Source organism: Hyphomicrobium denitrificans 1NES1, assembly GCF_000230975.2.
Classification (GTDB): Bacteria; Pseudomonadota; Alphaproteobacteria; order Rhizobiales; family Hyphomicrobiaceae; genus Hyphomicrobium_B; species Hyphomicrobium_B denitrificans_A.
This window is the reverse complement of record NC_021172.1, coordinates 1,189,416-1,206,847: the sequence shown is the minus strand read 5'-3', so window position 1 is coordinate 1,206,847 and position 17,432 is coordinate 1,189,416. Positions and strand designations below refer to the sequence as shown.

General features: G+C 60.4%; 19 protein-coding genes. 12 read left to right on the top strand and 7 right to left on the bottom strand.

The window, feature by feature from the left end:
• Positions 1 to 7 precede the first annotated feature (7 nt).
• Entirely contained in the window at positions 8 to 592 is a 585-nt protein-coding gene (locus HYPDE_RS05755; RefSeq protein ID WP_041320926.1) for a glutathione peroxidase, read from the bottom strand.
• A gap of 280 nt (positions 593 to 872) precedes the next feature.
• On the opposite strand from HYPDE_RS05755, the gene HYPDE_RS05750 reads away from it, so the two are divergent.
• From HYPDE_RS05750 to aroC, 11 genes are all read left to right on the top strand, one after another.
• Positions 873 to 1,151, top strand: a complete 279-nt coding sequence (locus HYPDE_RS05750; protein WP_015597458.1) for a hypothetical protein — start codon at positions 873 to 875, stop codon at positions 1,149 to 1,151.
• A 186-nt stretch (positions 1,152 to 1,337) separates the two neighbouring features.
• Positions 1,338 to 2,417 (top strand): HlyD family secretion protein, encoded by a 1,080-nt coding sequence (locus HYPDE_RS05745; RefSeq protein WP_015597457.1) that lies wholly within the window; start codon positions 1,338 to 1,340, stop codon positions 2,415 to 2,417.
• Between the two features lie 348 nt (positions 2,418 to 2,765).
• Positions 2,766 to 2,984, top strand: a complete 219-nt coding sequence (locus HYPDE_RS05740; protein WP_015597456.1) for a hypothetical protein — start codon at positions 2,766 to 2,768, stop codon at positions 2,982 to 2,984.
• Between the two features lie 21 nt (positions 2,985 to 3,005).
• Positions 3,006 to 3,428, top strand: coding sequence for a hypothetical protein (locus tag HYPDE_RS05735; protein ID WP_015597455.1), 423 nt, complete (start codon positions 3,006 to 3,008; stop codon positions 3,426 to 3,428).
• Positions 3,429 to 3,516: 88 nt separating this feature from the next.
• A complete protein-coding gene (locus HYPDE_RS05730; protein WP_015597454.1) occupies positions 3,517 to 4,371 on the top strand; it encodes an alpha/beta hydrolase in 855 nt (284 codons plus the stop codon).
• Positions 4,372 to 4,535: 164 nt separating this feature from the next.
• Positions 4,536 to 5,150 carry a hypothetical protein gene (locus HYPDE_RS05725; RefSeq protein WP_015597453.1) on the top strand — a complete coding sequence of 205 codons (615 nt, stop codon included), beginning with the start codon at positions 4,536 to 4,538 and terminating at the stop codon, positions 5,148 to 5,150.
• A 101-nt stretch (positions 5,151 to 5,251) separates the two neighbouring features.
• Positions 5,252 to 6,466 carry an ABC transporter permease gene (locus tag HYPDE_RS05720; RefSeq protein ID WP_244437789.1) on the top strand — a complete coding sequence of 405 codons (1,215 nt, stop codon included), beginning with the start codon at positions 5,252 to 5,254 and terminating at the stop codon, positions 6,464 to 6,466.
• Positions 6,467 to 6,481: 15 nt separating this feature from the next.
• A complete protein-coding gene (locus HYPDE_RS05715; RefSeq protein WP_015597451.1) occupies positions 6,482 to 7,222 on the top strand; it encodes an ABC transporter ATP-binding protein in 741 nt (246 codons plus the stop codon).
• Positions 7,223 to 7,397: 175 nt separating this feature from the next.
• A complete protein-coding gene (fabI, locus tag HYPDE_RS05710; protein WP_041320048.1) occupies positions 7,398 to 8,249 on the top strand; it encodes an enoyl-ACP reductase FabI in 852 nt (283 codons plus the stop codon).
• Positions 8,246 to 8,860 carry a histidine phosphatase family protein gene (locus HYPDE_RS05705; protein ID WP_015597449.1) on the top strand — a complete coding sequence of 205 codons (615 nt, stop codon included), beginning with the start codon at positions 8,246 to 8,248 and terminating at the stop codon, positions 8,858 to 8,860. The genes fabI and HYPDE_RS05705 overlap by 4 nt, the downstream gene beginning before the upstream one ends.
• Before the next feature lie 507 nt (positions 8,861 to 9,367).
• Positions 9,368 to 10,456, top strand: a complete 1,089-nt coding sequence (aroC, locus tag HYPDE_RS05700; protein WP_015597447.1) for a chorismate synthase — start codon at positions 9,368 to 9,370, stop codon at positions 10,454 to 10,456.
• Between the two features lie 97 nt (positions 10,457 to 10,553).
• Here aroC and HYPDE_RS05695 read toward each other — a convergent pair whose 3' ends face one another.
• The gene (locus HYPDE_RS05695) at positions 10,554 to 11,783 is read right to left on the bottom strand and encodes a class I SAM-dependent RNA methyltransferase (protein ID WP_015597446.1); all 1,230 of its coding nucleotides are present in this window, start codon (positions 11,781 to 11,783) and stop codon (positions 10,554 to 10,556) included.
• Positions 11,773 to 12,507 carry a TlyA family RNA methyltransferase gene (locus tag HYPDE_RS05690; RefSeq protein WP_041320922.1) on the bottom strand — a complete coding sequence of 245 codons (735 nt, stop codon included), beginning with the start codon at positions 12,505 to 12,507 and terminating at the stop codon, positions 11,773 to 11,775. The genes HYPDE_RS05695 and HYPDE_RS05690 overlap by 11 nt, the downstream gene beginning before the upstream one ends.
• A gap of 85 nt (positions 12,508 to 12,592) precedes the next feature.
• Here HYPDE_RS05690 and HYPDE_RS05685 point away from each other — a divergent pair, with 85 nt between their 5' ends.
• On the top strand, positions 12,593 to 13,015 hold the full coding sequence (locus tag HYPDE_RS05685; RefSeq protein WP_015597444.1) for a DUF4399 domain-containing protein: 423 nt from the start codon (positions 12,593 to 12,595) through the stop codon (positions 13,013 to 13,015).
• 65 nt (positions 13,016 to 13,080) lie between these two features.
• Here the strand turns inward: HYPDE_RS05685 and dxs are convergent, their stop codons facing one another.
• From dxs to HYPDE_RS05665, 4 genes are all read right to left on the bottom strand, one after another.
• Positions 13,081 to 14,988 carry a 1-deoxy-D-xylulose-5-phosphate synthase gene (gene dxs, locus HYPDE_RS05680; protein ID WP_041320046.1) on the bottom strand — a complete coding sequence of 636 codons (1,908 nt, stop codon included), beginning with the start codon at positions 14,986 to 14,988 and terminating at the stop codon, positions 13,081 to 13,083.
• 194 nt (positions 14,989 to 15,182) lie between these two features.
• A complete protein-coding gene (locus tag HYPDE_RS05675; protein ID WP_015597442.1) occupies positions 15,183 to 15,464 on the bottom strand; it encodes an exodeoxyribonuclease VII small subunit in 282 nt (93 codons plus the stop codon).
• A 46-nt stretch (positions 15,465 to 15,510) separates the two neighbouring features.
• Positions 15,511 to 16,455 carry a histone deacetylase family protein gene (locus HYPDE_RS05670; RefSeq protein WP_015597441.1) on the bottom strand — a complete coding sequence of 315 codons (945 nt, stop codon included), beginning with the start codon at positions 16,453 to 16,455 and terminating at the stop codon, positions 15,511 to 15,513.
• A gap of 38 nt (positions 16,456 to 16,493) precedes the next feature.
• Entirely contained in the window at positions 16,494 to 17,375 is an 882-nt protein-coding gene (locus HYPDE_RS05665) for an SDR family oxidoreductase (RefSeq protein WP_015597440.1), read from the bottom strand.
• Positions 17,376 to 17,432 lie beyond the last annotated feature (57 nt).

The window sequence follows — 17,432 nt, the reverse complement described above, 5'->3', positions numbered from 1 at the left end:
AGCCCGCTCAATTTTGCGCGACGCCTGCCGGCCCAGCGAGGGCTTTCTCGATCGCGCCCGTGATCTCTGCCGACTCCGGCGGGAGCTTGGTCGAGAACGACCACAGCAGCCGGCCATCCCGGTCCACCAGATACTTGTGAAAATTCCAGTTCGGCGTGCCCGCCGGGCCCATAGCTCCCGCCGCCCATTTGTAGAAGGGGTGCGCATCCACGCCGACGACGTGCTGTTTCGACGTCAGCGGAAACGTCACACCGAACGCGCCCTGGCAGAATGTCTTGATCTCGCCCTCCGACTTCGGCTCCTGCTCGCCGAAATCATTCGAAGGAACGCCGATGACGACGAGGCCCGCCTTCTCGTAGCGCGACCATAGCTTCTGCAGTCCTGCGTATTGTTTCGTATAGCCGCAGAACGACGCCGTGTTGACGATCAGCAGAACCTTGCCGCGAAAAGCGGACAGCGGCATCGAATTGCCGTCGATGCCTGTAAACTCGAAATCGTAGGCAAGACCCGTCACAGGATTGGATGGCGTAACGCTCGAGGCCGCGGTCCACATCGCGACGAGGCTGACAATCATCGACCAGAGCTTTCCCATCGTTAAATCGCCCCTCAGATCTTTTGCGAGCAGAGGCACCAGCGCCGAAGCAGGATACACTCAAAGCCGCCAACGATCACCTCTGCAAGCTGTATCATTTGGAAAGCCCCAGCGACCGCAGTCTCACGGCAGCGATACCGCGAATAATTTTCCGTGTGCCTTAGTCGGGGCACCCGTCGCGCCGTGTTCCGGCCGGAACAGCCGCCCCTGGCCCGAAGCTCTTAAAGCTACCTCCGGGAAATGAAATCGAGGCTTTCAGCCCAAAAGGAGGAATTTCAAAATGGCATCGTTCAACACAGCTTTCACCGCCCTTGCAGCAGTCGCGACACTCGCGAGCGCATTGGCCGTTTCAGGTTCCGCCGCCTACGCACGCGGCGGTGCCAAGGAAGTTTTCATTCAGGATTATCAGTTCGCAAAACCGATGCACGGCTATTCCGGTCATTCGGGCAACTATTACTGCGATTATCAGCGCCTCCCGAACCGCAAGTGCTTCCTTAACGCCAACGGGACTGAAAGCTGCAAGATCGTCGGATGGACACTGCGCGAGATGTGTCAGTAACTTTCGGCGATCGCGTTCCACTAACGCTTAGAAAAAGGGCTTCGGGCAATTCCCGGAGCCCTTCTTATTTTCTACCCGCTGCGGAACTTCTTTTGCAGAACACATAACCTGTTCCGCTCGAAACAGCGGCGCCGCGACAAGACCTGTACGTCGGTTCTCATGCAAATCCCTAAGGAGGATCAAGTCATGAGCGCAGACGAAACCTATCGCCGTCCGAAACGCAGAATTTTCTTGAAGCTTTCGCTGTTCGCACTCGTCGCGGCGGGAGCCGGAGCATTTGGAGCAGTCAACCTCACCCACAGCGATCTGCTCGCCTCAAAAGCCGACGACACATTGAAGACCGAGGACGTTACGCCGAGAGTTGATTGGGCGGCCGCAGCACCCGGTCGCATCGAACCCAGGTCCGGCACCGTTCGCGTCGGATCGGCGTTGCTCGGCCGCATCGCGGAAGTCGCCGTCAAGCAGAACGACAAAGTCGAGGAAGGCGAGCTTCTGATCCGCCTCGACGATGATGAAGCCCGCGCCCGTCTCCAGGCCGCAGAGACCGAGGTTGCTTCCCGCAAACGCGAGCGTGACGCGCAGCCCCTCGACAAGACTCGCGACGATCTCCGGGCGGCCGAGGACAATGTCTTTACCGCCGAACGGGCTCTGACAAATGCGCATTTCGAACTCGAATACGAGCTTCAGGCCCGACGGGCAGGCAACGGCAGCGACGCGCGTGTCTCCCGCGCCCGTGACGATCTTGCCAAGGCCAAGGACAAGCTGCAGGACGAGCGTTCCGCCTATGCGAAGGCGCAATCGAAGCCGAACATTCCGGCGCCTAATCGTCTTGAGTCCGCGCTTCAGGCTGCCCGCTCGGATGTAGCAGTTGCCGAAGCCCTGCTTGAGAAAACGCGCATTCTGGCGCCCGTCAGCGGCACTGTTTTGCAGCTTCCGGCAAAGGCCGGTGAGATGGTTGCGCCGTCGCCAGACCAGACGCTCGCCGTGCTCGGAGACATGTCGGTCGTGCGCCTCAAAGCCGAGGTCGATGAGATCGATGTTTCGAAGATCAAGGTCGGCGGCAAGGTCGTCGTCAAGAGCAACGCCTATCCGGGCAAGGAGTTCGAAGGCACGGTCGCGGAACTTGCGCCGTCGCTGACCTCTCCGCAGTTCGCACTGCGCGGCGCGCGCCGTCCGGTGGATGTCGAAGTGCTCCCAGTGACCATCGATCTTGAAGGCAATCCCCCGTTGCTACCCGGCATGCGTGCCGATGCTTTTTTCAAGTGATGACGGAACATGAAATACCGTCAGGGGTGAGAGGCAAGACCATGCTTGCAGAATACCTCTGACGGAAACCGAACAGGCCAGCGGCGGCGCGCGTCCTCCTTAGCGGAGCTGCCGCCGGTCCTGGGTACGGGGAGGAGCGCGGACGTGGGCATGCGGCCCCATTCCCGCCCCTCCCCGTCGCGTTTTCAAACGCAGCGCATCGCGCTGCTTTTGTGCAACCAAAATTACAAATTGATCCGTATGCATACGAGTCCTGTCCCGGCAGGAACAGCGCCGTCGTCAAACTCTCCGCATGAATGAGCAACGGACGAAGACGCGTCCTCGAACGCTCGCACAAGGAGAGATACGATGTACGGAGAAATCAAGAAATTCCGCAGCGATCTAGGCGTCGGAATCATCGCCGCCGAAGATGGGCGTGCCTACCGTTTCAAGCGAACGGAAATCCTCAATCGCCGCGACGACCTCGAAGGCCAGGAAGTGCATTTCGAGCTGGGAGATTTGAAAGTCCGCGAAATCATCGTGCTCGCCGGATCGCCATGGATGGCGTTCGGCGGCGTCGCTCTCTGATCGAACGCAGGCAGACACACCATGGTAGCCAAACTCGATCCGACCGACGTCCCGCAAGTCGCAACGTCTGCCCTTAATCGTCCGATGCAGATGCTGATCGCAAACGGCCAAGGGCTTGCCTTGCTCAAAGGTCTGAGCGAACGCGAGCTTCGCGTGCTCGAGGGCAGTCTTTGGTCTGACATTGAAACCAACGTCGATGAACGCCTTGCCGTCGCCCTCCGGTTTCGCGCGCTCATCGACGTTTTCGCGGCGCGCCGCCTCAAGGACATGCTGCTCGAGCGCGGCTTCAAGGTGATCGCGGCCGCAATCGCCGCAGCCTCAGAGCAACGCCTCAATGCGCGCTTCGGATTCAACGCCCAGCGATTATTGCTCGCGATCGATGCTGCGACCGAACCATCACGTCAGCCAGTCGTGACAGCGGCTCCATTACAGACAGCCGCATGACACCCGTGTCACGAGCGGAACTGCCGTGAGCGGACAGAGCGATTAACCCTTGCATCATCGAACAAACATTGCACCCGAGAGGCGACTGATGGCGACAGACGCAGGCTTCAAAATCAAAGGCGGAAAAGTCGGCATCCTGCTGCTGCATCGGCTGTGCGGAACGCCGGTCGAAATGCGCTTCGTGGCGAGCGGCCTCGCCAAACAGGGATACACCGTCCACTGCCCAACTCTTGCCGGGCACTGCGGCAGCGAGGACGAGCTGAAAGCCTCCTCCTGGACCGACTGGTATCGCAGTGCCGAGCTGGCCCTCGATGATCTCAAGAAGGACTGCGATGTCGTCATCGCAGGCGGGCTGTCGGCGGGTGCTGTCCTCGCGATCCTGCTTGCCGCAAAGAAACCGACGAAAGTCGACGCAACGGCACTGCTTGCGCCGACCCTCTGGCTCAACGGCTGGATGATCCCCTGGTACGCGCGGCTATTCCGGCTCGTCCGCTTCAAGTGGTTCGCGAACCTTTTCAGCTTTCCACACCACGATCCGCACGGCATCAAGGACGAGCGGATTCGGGATTTTATCCGGAGGGCGCGAGCCTCTCGCAGCAGCGCTGAGGCCGGCAATCCTGCGACTCCCGGCGGTGCCGTGTTCGAACACAGGCAGATGGTGAATGCGGTCCGGAAGCTCGTCGCCTTTGTCCGCCAGCCGACCCTGATCGTGCATCCACTCGAAGACGACTACGCCGCGATGAGCAACGCAACCTATCTCCGCGACAGCCTTGGAGGTCCTGTCAATCTCGAGGTTCTGGATGATTGCTACCATGTCGTCACCGTCGACCGGCAGCGCCACCTCGTCGTCGACGCCATCGACCGCTTCGTCGCCAACCTCATCGGTGTTCGGGTGGAAGCACCTGGGCAGCGCACGGCCCTCGGTAAAATCTCGGCAGCTTAAACAAGTCATTGATATAAATAACAAAATTAAAACTTCGAAACGCCTGAGCTCATGTTCCGACAGGAACAGCGCCGACGGCTTGAAAAGGGCAATCTGCAGCCATCGCCGGTGAGGACCGGCATCGAGATCAACAAGAACAGGCTTCAAGCCCTTAGGAGGCTCCAATGACGAAGACCACTCTCGCACTCGCCGCCGCACTGCTGGCCGGCACGACGTTGACCAGCGCTGCAAACGCCGGCGGCATCCGCGTCGGCTTCGGCTTCCCACTCGGCTCGTTCATCGCCCATTCGAACCAAAGCTATGCCGGTGGATACGACCGCAATTGCGCCAAAGAACGTCGCGCGCGCCGCACCTACCATGCCGAAGCCACTCCGGTCCGCAAGATCAAGCGCCCGCGCAAGATCGATGTTGCAAGCGTGAAGCCGGTTTCGACTTCTGCCGTTAAGACTGCAAAGCTCGAAGACAAGCTCGCCAGCGATCCCGCCACAACGACCGACATCGCAAAAACGAGCGACGTCACAACCGGATCGACAACGGCAGAAAGCCCAGCTCCGACGGCGACCGCAACGACGACAACGCCAGCCACAACCACGCCAGCTACGACGACAACGGACACGGCCAAGACCGATACGATCAAACCGGACAAGGTCGCGACCGCAGATAAGACGCCAACTGACGAAAAGATCGACGTCAAGAAAGCGACGTCCGAGGCAAAGCAAATCTGCCGCCGCTACTCCGCAGCGATCGCCGGCCTGGTCGACGTTCCCTGCAACGAATGAGCACGACCCGGAAGCGGCAACCGCATCCGCTCCCGGCCACATTCGATCAAACAGCTACCGTCATTGAAGCCGGCCAACGCCCTCAAGGAGGAGGACAGGTCATGGAACTTGCAGTCAACATGCCAGCCGGAGCGAGCGCACGGCCTACGGTTTCGAAGCGCACACGCTCGCGTCGGCGTTCGATCCCGATGGTGATGAAGCTCGCCTATCGCAATCTCTTCCACGATCGGATGAGCTTCTTCGTCACGATCGTCGGCATCGTCTTTTCCGTCGTCCTCGTCGCCGTTCAGTCGGGCATCTATCTCGGCTCGCAAAAGAAGATTTCGGCGATCATCGACGCCGCACCGGCCGATCTTTGGGTCATCCCGCTCGGCACGAAAAGCTACGACGACCCGTCATTCCTCTCTGGCCGCGAGCGCCATATGGTCCTCTCGACGCCGGGCGTCGAGAATTCCGAAGACATGGTCGTTTCCTTCGCAAGCTGGCGCAAACCACAAGGCGGCCGGAACACGATCCTTTTGATCGGCACCGCAGGCGACAGCCCGAAGGCGCTTCCCTGGAACATCATCAAAGGCAGCCGCGCGGCGCTCGAAGCACCAGATACCGTCGCAATCGACCAGAGCTACTTCCCGGATCTCGGCGTCAACGGCCTCGGCCAGCGCGCCGAAATCAACGGCGCTTCCGTCGAGCTTGTCGCGATAACGAAGCGTATCCGATCCTTTACGACGCTGCCGTTCGTCTTCACGTCGATCGAGGAAGCGCGGCGCCTTTCGGGTGCCGAGCAAGACCAGGCCTCTTATCAGCGCGTGACGTTGTTGTCCGGTGCCGACATCGAGAAGGTGCGCGCCGAAATCGAGCAGCGTCTTCCCGATACCGAAGTTCTGACCCAGGATGAATTCCGCAAGCGCAGCCAGAACTACTGGCTGTTCCAGACCGGTGCCGGCGCGGCATTGATCGCGGGCGCGCTCCTCGGCCTTATCGTCGGCATCGTCATCGTCGCCCAGACCCTCTATTCGAGCACCAAGGACCATATCAACGAGTTCGCGACCCTACGCGCACTTGGTGCCGGAGCAGGCTACATCGTAAAGGTGATCCTGATGCAGGCTGTATTGTCCGGCCTCATCGGTTATGTGCTCGGTATGATCCTGGCATTACTTGCGATCCGCGGGGCCCAGGACACCAAGCTGACCGTCATCATGACCCCTGGACTTGCGGGGGGGCTGTTCGCGGTCACCATCGGAATGTGCATATTCGCAGCTATCAGCGCCATCATCAAAGTCGTCCGGATCGACCCGGCCGTCGTATTCAGCCGCTAAGCCGGGAGATCAACAATGTCCACGCCAATGAACAGCAAGGTCATCCTCGAAGCCGAGGGCATCGTGAAGGTGCTCGGCGCAGCCCCCAACGAGGTCAAGGTTCTGAAGGGCATCGATCTGCAGCTCCACACCGGCGAACTCACCCTGCTGATGGGGCCGTCGGGCTCCGGCAAGACGACGCTGCTGTCGATCCTCGGCTGCATCCTGTCGCCGACGGAAGGCAAGCTGACACTGTCAGGATTCAAAACACATAATATGAATACGGAAGAACTCGCCAACCTGAGGCGCAAGCACGTCGGCTTCGTGTTCCAGTCGTACAACCTGGTGCCGACGCTGACAGCGGTCGAGAACGTGATGCTGGCGCTGGATCTCCGAGACCTCAACGGCCCCGATGCCTACGATCAGGCCGCCGAAGCGCTCGAAGCCGTCGGCCTCGGTCATCGCATCAACGCCATGCCGTCGAAAATGTCGGGCGGCGAGAAGCAGCGAGTCTCGATTGCTCGTGCGCTTGCCGGATCGCCGTCCGTCATCCTGGCCGACGAGCCGACGGCGGCGCTTGACGCGAAGAACGGCATGGCGGTCATGGAGCTGCTGGCAAAGGTTGCACAGGACACGCGGCGCGCCGTCCTCGCCGTCACCCACGATCACCGGACGCTGCAATATGCCGACCGCATTATTACGATCGACGATGGTCGAATCGCCGGTTCGGACCGTCCGAAGCTTTCCGGCAAGGAGGTCCAGGTTCCGGCCCATTGAAAAATATTTGCTACTTCCATGACTTATCCCGTGTAGCGGGAGCGCTTCAGGCATTCCCAGACCCGGGCCAATCGCCGCGCATGTGAGCCTCCCCGGCATCTGGACCGGCAAACGCATTTGTGTAGGATGCGCGCCAGCCCACACCCATCAGAAATTATTCAAGGAATTTGAACCCATGGCGGGGTCACAGGCGAACACGTCCGCAGCCGCGGGCCAATTGATGGCCGGAAAACGCGGTTTGATTATGGGCGTCGCCAACAATCGGTCGATTGCCTGGGGCATCGCCAAGGCTTGCGCCTCGCAAGGCGCCGAAATCGCACTGACGTATCAGGGCGACGCGCTGAAAAAGCGGGTTGAGCCTCTCGCGGCAGACCTCGGTACGAAGTTGGTGCTGCCATGCGACGTCACCGACGCGCCCTCGATCGATGCCGTCTTCGAGACGCTGAAGCAGGAATGGGGCCGCCTCGACTTCCTGGTGCACGCCATCGCCTTCTCCGACAAGAACGAACTCGATGGCCGCTACGTCGACACGACCGAGAAAAACTTCACCCAGAGCATGTTGATCTCGTGCTTCTCCTTCACGGCGCTCGCCCAGCGCGCTGAGAAGCTGATGCCGGATGGCGGCTCGCTGCTGACGCTCACCTATTACGGCGCCGAAAAGGTGATGCCGCACTATAATGTCATGGGTGTCGCCAAGGCGGCTCTCGAAGCGAGTGTGCGCTATCTCGCGGCCGACCTCGGACGCACTGGAATTCGCGTCAACGCAATTTCCGCCGGCCCGATCAAGACGCTCGCCGCAGCCGGCATTGCCGACTTCCGCTACATCCTGCGATGGAACGAATATAACTCGGCGCTTCGCCGCAACGTCTCTATCGAGGACGTGGGAGGCGCAGGACTCTATCTCCTGTCCGATATGTCACGCGGCGTGACGGGCGAAGTCCACCATGTCGACAGCGGTTATCACATCCAAGGCATGAAGAACGAGGACGCTCCCGACATCACGGTCGTGAAGAGCGAGGACACTTGAGCGGGCGCGCCGCGACAGCACGTTTAAAACCCGGTTTGACGCTCTATCTCATCCGCCACGGTCAAACCGACTGGAACAGGGATTCTCGCTACCAGGGCCAGCGCGACATTCCCTTGAACGACACGGGCCGCGCACAAGCCCGGCGCCAGGGCGAAGTTCTGAAAACGCGGATGCCCGGCCTCGCGGCGACCGATTTTGTTTCAAGCCCGCTCGAACGTGCCATTGAGACGATGCAGCTCATCCGTGCGGCGCTCGGCCTGAAAGTCGATGGCTATCGTACCGACCCTGCCATCCGGGAGCTGAGCTACGGCCACTGGGAAGGCGAACTCGCTTCCGAACTTTCTGAGAAAGATCCCGTAGGGGTCGCGGGCAAAGCCTCCGATCCCTTCGGCTGGCAGCCGATCGGCGGCGAAAGCTACTGCGATCTTCAACAGCGCATCGCAGCGTGGCTCGATCGACTCGAACGCGATACGGTCGCCGTCACGCACGGCGGTGTCAGCCGCGTTGCCCGCGGTGCCCTCCTCGGAATCGATGCCGACCTCGTGCCGTTCCTTGACGCGCCTCAGGATAAAATCCTGCTCCTGCGCGATGGCGCGATGGACTGGCTCTAGGCTGAAGCCTGAATGCAAAAAGAGCCGGAGAAGCGGCTCTCCGGCTCTTCGTCGTCCAATGACGGACGCATGATGAAAGACCCTTCGACCGCGGACGCTCAAATCCGGGAGGAACGGTCTTTTAAACGCACGACTGGAGTGCCGCCCTCTTCCTGCGAAAAGGACTTAATTCCGCATGCTTGTCCCGGAACGTGCGGTTCATCGATACGACGCGGGCTGCGTTCAGGCAGCAATCACGTGCTCGGCCGAGTTGCAGGTAAAATGCGGATACAAGGTACGAACGTTATCGTCATGTTTCACAAGCGTGGCGGAACCATTGACGAACGCACACTGCGGCTGAGTTAATCTGCGTCGCGGAGACTTGTCACGCGCTTTACCGGCGATGCGGGCTTGCTGCCTCACCTCGTCGCTCCTAAGAAGAGCTGTGACGCAACCCGGCAACACAATCGTTGCAGAGCCATCGAAAGCGATGCGCGCCGGGCTCACATTCGGGCGTATGATCAGGCAATGTCTCACAATACCTTCGGCCATCTGTTTCGCGTAACCACGTGGGGCGAAAGCCACGGCCCCGCGATCGGCGCGATCGTCGATGGCTGCCCTCCCGGCATTCCGCTCGACGAAAGCGACATTCAGGTCCATCTCGACCGCAGACGGCCGGGCCAATCGCGTTTCACGACCCAGCGCCAGGAAGCCGACGCGGTCAAAATTCTGTCAGGCGTCTTCAACAATGCTTCCGGCAAACAGGTCACTACCGGCACGCCAATCGCACTCGAAATCCAGAATACCGATCAGCGCTCGAAGGACTACGGCGATATCAAAGACAAATACCGTCCGGGGCATGCCGATTTCACATACGACGCGAAATACGGCATCCGCGATTATCGTGGCGGCGGCCGTTCTTCGGCGCGCGAGACAGCATCCCGCGTCGCGGCAGGAGCCATCGCCCGCAAAGTCCTTGGTGACGTCAAAATTCGCGGCGCGCTCGTGCAGATCGGACCGCACAAGATCGACCGCGGCAATTGGAACTGGGACGACATCGCAGGCAATCCGTTCTTTTCGCCCGACAAGAAGGCCGCGGAACTCTGGGCCGATTACCTCGACAAGATCCGCAAAGACGGCTCGTCCATCGGCGCCGTTGTCGAAGTGATCGCCGAAGGCGTGCCGGCAGGCTGGGGCGCGCCCCTCTATGGCAAGCTCGATCAGGATCTCGCCGGCGCTATGATGTCGATCAATGCCGTCAAAGGCGTCGAGATCGGCGCAGGCATGGCCGCAGCAGAACTAACCGGTGAGCAGAACGCCGACGAAATTCGTATCGGAAACGACGGCAAGCCCGTTTTCCTGTCGAACAATGCCGGCGGCATCCTCGGCGGCATCTCGACCGGACAGCCCATCGTCTGCCGTTTCGCCGTCAAGCCGACATCGTCGATCCTCGCACCGCGTAAGACGATCGATACTCATGGTCATGAGACGGAAATCACAACGAAAGGCCGTCACGATCCCTGCGTCGGCATCCGCGCCGTTCCGGTCGGCGAAGCCATGATGGCGATCGTGCTTGTCGACCACTTCCTGCGCCATCGCGGTCAGACAGGCGCCTAGAGTGCTTCCGGAAAAGTGGGAACCGGTTTTCCGATAAGAAGCACGACAAAACAAAGAGCTAGAGACTTTCCGCGATTCAGCGAAAAGCGGAAAGGCTCTAGCGCCGGAAGACGGCAACCACTTCGACGTGCGCTGAGTAGACGAACTGATCCACCGGGGTCACGAATTCGATTTTATACCCGCCGTCAACCAGCTGCCGTGCGTCGCGAGCCAGCGTCGCCGGATTGCAGGAGACGGCGACGACGGTTTTGACCTTCGACCTCGCAAGCCGCTGCGCTTGAGCTTCGGCCCCGGCGCGCGGCGGATCGAAAACCACCGCGTCATGCTCATTGAGTTCCAACGGCGACAACGGCTCGCGAAAGAGATCGCGCACGCGTGCGGTGATCGGCTTCAAGCCGGTGGCTTTTTTCGCAGCTGCCCTAAGCGCCTCGATGGCCAGCTGATTGCCGTCGAATGCCAGAACTTTCGCGCGTGCGGCGAGCGGAAGCGTGAAAGCGCCAATGCCGCAAAACAAATCCGCAACCGTCTTGACCTTGCCGACGGCTGTCAGAATGCGCCGCGCCATCTCAATTTCTGCTTCTGCAACGGCCTGCACGAAACATCCTGGCGGCAGGACGACGTCGGCCGTGGCGAATGAAAGAAACGGCGGCAAAGTCTCGACGACGACATCGTTGCCAACGGCGAGCCGCGCCAGTTGCAGCGTGCTTGCTCCAGAAGCCAGCCGGCTACGGATATCGGGAGTCAATCGACGCTCGATGCCGTCGAGCAGCACATCGAGGCCCGAATTGGTCAACGTCACCGTCAGGCGCGCACCGCGCTTTGAAATCAACGGCGCAACAAGCGCGTTGAGCGCCGGAAGCGCTGCAACGATCTTCGGTTCGAGAACGGGGCACTCATCGATCGCCACCAGCACATGCGACTGGGCCTCATGAAACCCGATTACCACGCCTCGATCATCACGCTCGATAGAGAACACGGCGCGCCGGCGCTTTCCACCGGGCTCGACCAATTCGTCGACATCGACATCAAGCCCGCGCGCCGCAAACGCCGAAGCGACAAGACCGCGTTTCCACGCCCGATAGGCGTCCGACGACATGTGCTGAACGGCGCAGCCTCCGCACGTCCCGAAATGCCGGCAGATCGGAGCGATGCGTTCCGCACTCGGCTGCAGGACGCGGAGCAATCGCCCGCGCTCGCCATCGACATCTGCGATCACACGTTCGCCAGCAAGCGCGAACGGTACGAAAACAGGCGCGCCTTCGCTCTCCGCAAAACCGTCGCCCTGCGCCCCGACACGCGTGATCAGAAGCTCGCGTTCATCCGACATCGTGCCGCGCTCCGATCAGATATTCGACATTGCCCGAACCACCCAAGATCGGAGATTCCATTTCGTCAATGATGCGCCAGCCCGGTTGATTCAGTAGCCGCTCCCGAACCGCGTCGACCGCACCGCGACGCGCCGCTTCGTCGCGAACGATACCGCCGCTGCCGACCCGCTTGCGCCCAACCTCGAACTGCGGCTTGACCAGCACGACGAGCCACGCGCTGTCCGATGCGAGCGGCAAAATATTTTCCAGAACTTTCGTCACCGAGATGAAGCTGACATCGATGACAATCGCGCCGGTAAGCACCGGAACCTGTGCTCGCGACAACTCGCGCGCATCGCAATTCTCGAGCGACACCACGCGCGGATCAGCTTTCAACTTTTCATGCAATTGCGAACTGCCGACATCGACCGCGAAAACGCATGCCGCGCCCCGCTCGAGCAAGACTTCGGTAAAGCCGCCCGTCGACGCCCCGACATCGAGCACCACGACACCCGCCGGATCAAATCCGAAACGGTCGAGAGCCGCGGCAAGCTTTTCCGCTCCGCGCGAAACGTATGCCGGAGCTTCCGCAGAGAGTTCGACAACCTGCGATGGAGCGACCTCGAATGCGGGCTTGTTGTACGACTTTCCCGCAACCCGCACGAAACCGCGCCTGATCAGGTCCTGGGCGCGCGCTCGCGACGGCGCCAATCCGCGCGCTACGAGTGCCAAATCAAGGCGCATGGCGTTTGCCGGTTCGTCATCATTGAATATAGTCGCTTCACGTCCCATTTCTTGCGAATTGGGTGGTGCAAATTGGAGGGAATTCATGAGAACCGCAATCGCCGCTGCAATCTTTGCGTTAGCGTTTCCTGTTGTTGCATTAGCAGATGGCGAACGGACGCCGGCACCGGCTGGAGCCAAGGTATTCATCATCGAACCGGCGGATGGCGCGACCGTTACAAGCCCGGTCACCGTGAAGTTCGGCGCCGAGGGCATCGAGATCATCCCGGCCGGCACCGACAAGGCGAACAGCGGACATCATCATCTGCTCATCGACACCCCGGTTCCGGATTTGAATTCCACTATTCCCAAGGACGAGCATCACGTCCATTATGGCAAAGGGCAGACGGAAGCGACCGTCGAGTTGACGCCCGGCAAGCATACGCTGCAGCTTCTGCTCGGCGATAAAAACCACGTCCCGACCGATCCGCCCGTGGAGTCTCCGGTCGTCACCGTTACCGTACAGTAAACTCGCAGCGGAGCCCGGCTTGAGCCGGGCTTCCTCGTCCCATCGCTTCCTGCGATCGGAGAGATTTATGCGCGCTCTCCGATAACGTCGGCTCGTCCGAGTGCGGCAAAGACCGTCTGCACGATGCCGGAGGCATTCAACCCTGCTTCTTCGTACATTGCCTCGGGCTTTCCCTGATCGATGAAAACGTCGGGCAGAACCTTCGCGCGGACGCGCAGGCCCCGGTCGAGCAGCCCCTCATTCGAAAGGAATTGCAGAACATGACTGCCAAAGCCACCAACCGATCCTTCTTCGACCGTAACGAGAACCTCGTGGTTCAAGGCCAGGTCGCGAATGAGCCGCCCGTCCAGCGGCTTCGCAAAGCGTGCGTCGGCGACGGTCGTCGATAACCCGAAGGTCTGAAGCTGATCGGCAGCCTTCAGGCATTCCGCAAGCCGCGTACCGAGAGACAGCAGAGCGATCTTGGACCCCTCGCGAACGATGCGACCCTTTCCGATCTCAAGCGGCACGCCGAATTCAGGCATGTCCACGCCGATACCTTCGCCGCGCGGATAGCGCAACGCGCTCGGCCGATCGTCGATCTGGACTTGCGTCGCGACCATGTGAACGAGCTCGGCTTCGTCCGACGCCGCCATGATAACGAAATCCGGCAGGCATCCGAGATAGGCAATGTCGAACGAGCCGGCGTGCGTCGCGCCATCGGCGCCGACGAGTCCGGCACGATCGAGAGCAAATCGCACTGGTAGCTTCTGAATCGCAACGTCGTGTACGACCTGATCGTAGGCGCGCTGCAGGAATGTCGAATAGATCGCCGCGAAGGGCTTATAGCCTTCCGCCGCCAATCCAGCAGCAAAGGTCACCGCGTGCTGCTCTGCGATGCCGACATCGAACGTGCGGTCAGGAAACTCTTTGCCGAAATGATCGAGGCCCGTGCCGGATGGCATGGCGGCCGTAATCGCCACGATGCGCTTGTCTTTCCGCGCCTCGTCAATCAGGCTATCGGCAAAAACCTTCGTATAGCTCGGTGCGTTGGGCTTCGGCTTGACCTGCGCACCTGTGATGACATTGAATTTGTTGACGCCATGATACTTGTCGTCGGCGGCTTCGGCCGGGGCATAGCCCTTGCCTTTCTTCGTCACGACATGAACGAGAATGGGGGCCTGCTCGGCGTCGCGGACGTTTTTCAGAACCGGGAGAAGCTGATTGAAATCGTGTCCGTCGATCGGACCGACATAGTAGAAGCCAAGCTCCTCGAACCAGGTGCCCCCCTGCCAGATGTGCCGCGTATATTCCTCGACGCGGGCAGCGCGCCGCTCCCATTGCTTCGGCAGCATTTTCGCGAGCTGCTTGGCATAGTCGCGAAGGTGCAGATATGTGCCGCTCGACGTGACGCGCGCCAGATACGCCGAGAGCGCACCCGTCGGCGGTGCAATCGACATATCGTTGTCGTTCAGGATGACGATCAACCGTTCGTCGCGTGCGCCGGCGTTGTTCAGCGCTTCGTAGGCCATGCCGGCGCTCATCGCGCCGTCGCCGATCACCGCAATGACGCTGTTCTTGCCGCCGTTGAGGTCGCGCGCCACGGCCATCCCGAGCGCCGCCGAAATCGACGTCGAGGAATGCGCCGCTCCGAACGGATCGTAGGGACTTTCGTCGCGCTTCGTGAAGCCCGACAGGCCGCCCGGTTGCCGCAGCGTCCGAATACGATCCCGCCGCCCCGTCAGGATCTTGTGCGGATACGCCTGATGTCCGACATCCCAGATCAGGCGGTCTTCAGGCGTATTGAAAACCCAGTGCAGCGCGACCGTCAGCTCGATGACGCCAAGCCCCGCGCCCAAGTGACCACCCGTGACCGAAACTGCATCGATCATTTCCGCGCGCAATTCATCCGCCACCTGCGGAAGCTGATCTTCCGAAAGCTGACGAAGCTCATGAGGCGTTCCGATGCGATCGAGTAACGGTGTCTTGCTCACGGAAAGAATCCTGGTGTGACGGGGAACCTGCGGATCACCACGATCCAAAGTGGAGAAAGGCGGACGCTCCGCCGTTCATAGCGCGTATCGCTGTGCTCCCCAACCGGGGACAGCCAACAGATGAATAGTGCGTGAGCTTGCCGCAGTGAAGCTATAAAATTCTTCGCACCAAGCTGCGCTTCACTGCGAGGCGGTTAAAACGGTGAGCCGTTGTCCTTATCGAGCGGGGTGGTTCCCTTCGGCGTCCCATCGGCCCCAAGCGTCAATTTTTCGACTTTGGCCTCCGCCGCCTTCAGCAGCCGGTCGCAATGATCGCGAAGCGCCTCGCCACGCTCGTAAATCGCAATGCTTTCCTCAAGGTCGACGTCGCCGCGCTCGAGCCGGCCGACAATGGCTTCGAGTTCCTTGAGGGCCCGCTCGAACGTCATATCCTTGATATCATCCAACGTTTTCACCGGTGCTTTTGGTGCGCTCATAAATCCTGCCCTGCGGCTTTATCGTATTGGCAATAGCGTCTTTTACTCAGGCGCCCGCCTGCATCAACGTCGAGACGTGCGCTGCGACCGATTGCGCGAGACCTTTGAGATCATATCCGCCTTCAAGCATCGATACGATTCGTCCGTTCGCATGGCGGCGCGCAACCTCTGCCACGGCCTCGGTCGCCCATCGAAAATCATCCTCGACAAGCTCAAGCCCGCCGAGCGGATCGCGACGGTGCGCATCGAATCCCGCCGAGATCAGAACCATGTCCGGCGCAAAGTTGTGAAGCGGCCCGAGAATGCGATCGCGAAAAGCTTCCTCGAAATGCTCGCGCCCGTCACCGGCCCTGAGCGGCGCATTGAAGATATTACCGACGCCCGTTTCCTGCAATGCACCCGTGCCGGGGAATAGCGGCATCTGGTGCGTCGATCCATAGAACAGATTTTTATCGGACCAGAAAATTTCCTGCGTACCGTTGCCGTGATGCACGTCAAAATCGACGACGGCAACCCGTTCGAGCCCGTGCTTCGCGCGGGCGTAATGCGCGGCGATCGCGATGTTATTGAAAAGACAGAAACCCATTGCATGATTGGTCTCGGCATGGTGTCCGGGTGGACGCACCTGACAGAAGGCGTTCGACGCATCTCCACGAACCACCTGGTCGACGGCATCGAGACCCGCGCCGACGGCCCGCCGCGCTGCTTCCCAGGTTCCCGGCGAGACGACCGTGTCGCCGTCGATATGCCGGTATCCCTCCGTGATCTGTTCACTCAGCCGGCTGAGCGCTTGCACGTAATCTTTCCGATGCGCCAGTGCAATGTAGTCCGTATCGTCTGCACGCAGCGGAGCCTCGCGGCGCCTCAGTTCGGAAAAACGGGCGTCCTGCAAGACCTTGTCGATCGCCCGCATCCGGTCTGGACGTTCGGGATGTCCCTCTCCCGTGTCGTGCTGGAGGAACGCTGGATGTGTGATGAGGAGAGTCGTCATCGCGCGCGCCGGATTTTCCGATTATTTTTGGTTCTCAATCAGCCCAACTCCGAAAGACGCGCAATCTTGACCCCCGGTGGCGGCTTGCTTTCGGCAGGCACAAAAAAGTCAGGCGCCAGAAGCATCGATGGATCAACGCGATATTTCTCGAAATCTGTGACGCCGCCGACGGAATGAAGAAATGTATCGTCGATCAGAAAGTTACCGCTGAAGGACTTCGCCACTTGCTGAAAAACAAGATGCGCGGCGTCGGCGACGATCTCGGGCGAACGGCTCATCCGCATCAGCTTGTCGCCTCCCAGAATGTTCTGAACAGCCGCTGTCGCGATTGCAGTGCGCGGCCAGAGCGCGTTGACGGCGATGCCGTCCTTTTTCAGCTCGTCGGCAAGACCGAGCACGCAGAGGCTCATGCCATATTTCGCAATCGAATAGGCGACATGTCCCGAGAACCACTGAGGTTTCATGTCGAGCGGCGGCGACAGGGTCAGAATGTGCGGATTCTGAGCTTTCCTAAGGTGCGGCAGACACGCCTTCGAGACGAGAAACGTTCCACGCGTGTTGACGGCGAACATCAGGTCGAAGCGCTTGATGTCCGTCTGCTCGATCGGCGTCAGAGAGATTGCGCTGGCGTTGTTGACGCAGATATCGATGCCGCCGAATGTCGCGACGGTCTGGTCGACGGCACGTTGCACTGCGTCCTCATGGCGAATATCGCAGAGGATGGCAAGCGCAGAGCCGCCGGCATCCTCCACCTCCTTCGCAGCCGAATGAATCGTGCCTTCGAGCTTCGGATTGGGTTCGGAGGTCTTCGCCGCAATTACGACGTTCGCGCCGTCGCGCGCCGCACGCTTTGCGATCGCCAATCCAATTCCGCGGCTGGCGCCGGTAACGAACAGGGTCTTGCCCTTGAGCGACGCCATTATTTTTCTCTCTGTATTTGAGCGCAAGCGACGAGCCCATGCTACCTTGCCACAAAC

Excerpts from the sequence above, each read along its gene's own strand:
- HYPDE_RS05750 (WP_015597458.1), top strand. The coding sequence starts at position 873 with ATGGCATCGTTCAACACAGCTTTCACCGCCCTTGCAGCAGTCGCGACA.
- HYPDE_RS05685 (WP_015597444.1), top strand. The coding sequence starts at position 12,593 with ATGAGAACCGCAATCGCCGCTGCAATCTTTGCGTTAGCGTTTCCTGTT.
- HYPDE_RS05755 (WP_041320926.1), bottom strand. The coding sequence starts at position 592 with ATGGGAAAGCTCTGGTCGATGATTGTCAGCCTCGTCGCGATGTGGACC.
- HYPDE_RS05720 (WP_244437789.1), top strand. The coding sequence starts at position 5,252 with ATGGAACTTGCAGTCAACATGCCAGCCGGAGCGAGCGCACGGCCTACG.
- HYPDE_RS05730 (WP_015597454.1), top strand. The coding sequence starts at position 3,517 with ATGGCGACAGACGCAGGCTTCAAAATCAAAGGCGGAAAAGTCGGCATC.
- aroC (WP_015597447.1), top strand. The coding sequence starts at position 9,368 with ATGTCTCACAATACCTTCGGCCATCTGTTTCGCGTAACCACGTGGGGC.
- HYPDE_RS05675 (WP_015597442.1), bottom strand. The coding sequence starts at position 15,464 with ATGAGCGCACCAAAAGCACCGGTGAAAACGTTGGATGATATCAAGGAT.
- fabI (WP_041320048.1), top strand. The coding sequence starts at position 7,398 with ATGGCGGGGTCACAGGCGAACACGTCCGCAGCCGCGGGCCAATTGATG.
- HYPDE_RS05715 (WP_015597451.1), top strand. The coding sequence starts at position 6,482 with ATGTCCACGCCAATGAACAGCAAGGTCATCCTCGAAGCCGAGGGCATC.
- HYPDE_RS05665 (WP_015597440.1), bottom strand. The coding sequence starts at position 17,375 with ATGGCGTCGCTCAAGGGCAAGACCCTGTTCGTTACCGGCGCCAGCCGC.
- HYPDE_RS05725 (WP_015597453.1), top strand. The coding sequence starts at position 4,536 with ATGACGAAGACCACTCTCGCACTCGCCGCCGCACTGCTGGCCGGCACG.
- HYPDE_RS05695 (WP_015597446.1), bottom strand. The coding sequence starts at position 11,783 with ATGTCGGATGAACGCGAGCTTCTGATCACGCGTGTCGGGGCGCAGGGC.
- HYPDE_RS05740 (WP_015597456.1), top strand. The coding sequence starts at position 2,766 with ATGTACGGAGAAATCAAGAAATTCCGCAGCGATCTAGGCGTCGGAATC.
- HYPDE_RS05690 (WP_041320922.1), bottom strand. The coding sequence starts at position 12,507 with ATGCGCCTTGATTTGGCACTCGTAGCGCGCGGATTGGCGCCGTCGCGA.
- HYPDE_RS05735 (WP_015597455.1), top strand. The coding sequence starts at position 3,006 with ATGGTAGCCAAACTCGATCCGACCGACGTCCCGCAAGTCGCAACGTCT.
- HYPDE_RS05745 (WP_015597457.1), top strand. The coding sequence starts at position 1,338 with ATGAGCGCAGACGAAACCTATCGCCGTCCGAAACGCAGAATTTTCTTG.
- HYPDE_RS05670 (WP_015597441.1), bottom strand. The coding sequence starts at position 16,455 with ATGACGACTCTCCTCATCACACATCCAGCGTTCCTCCAGCACGACACG.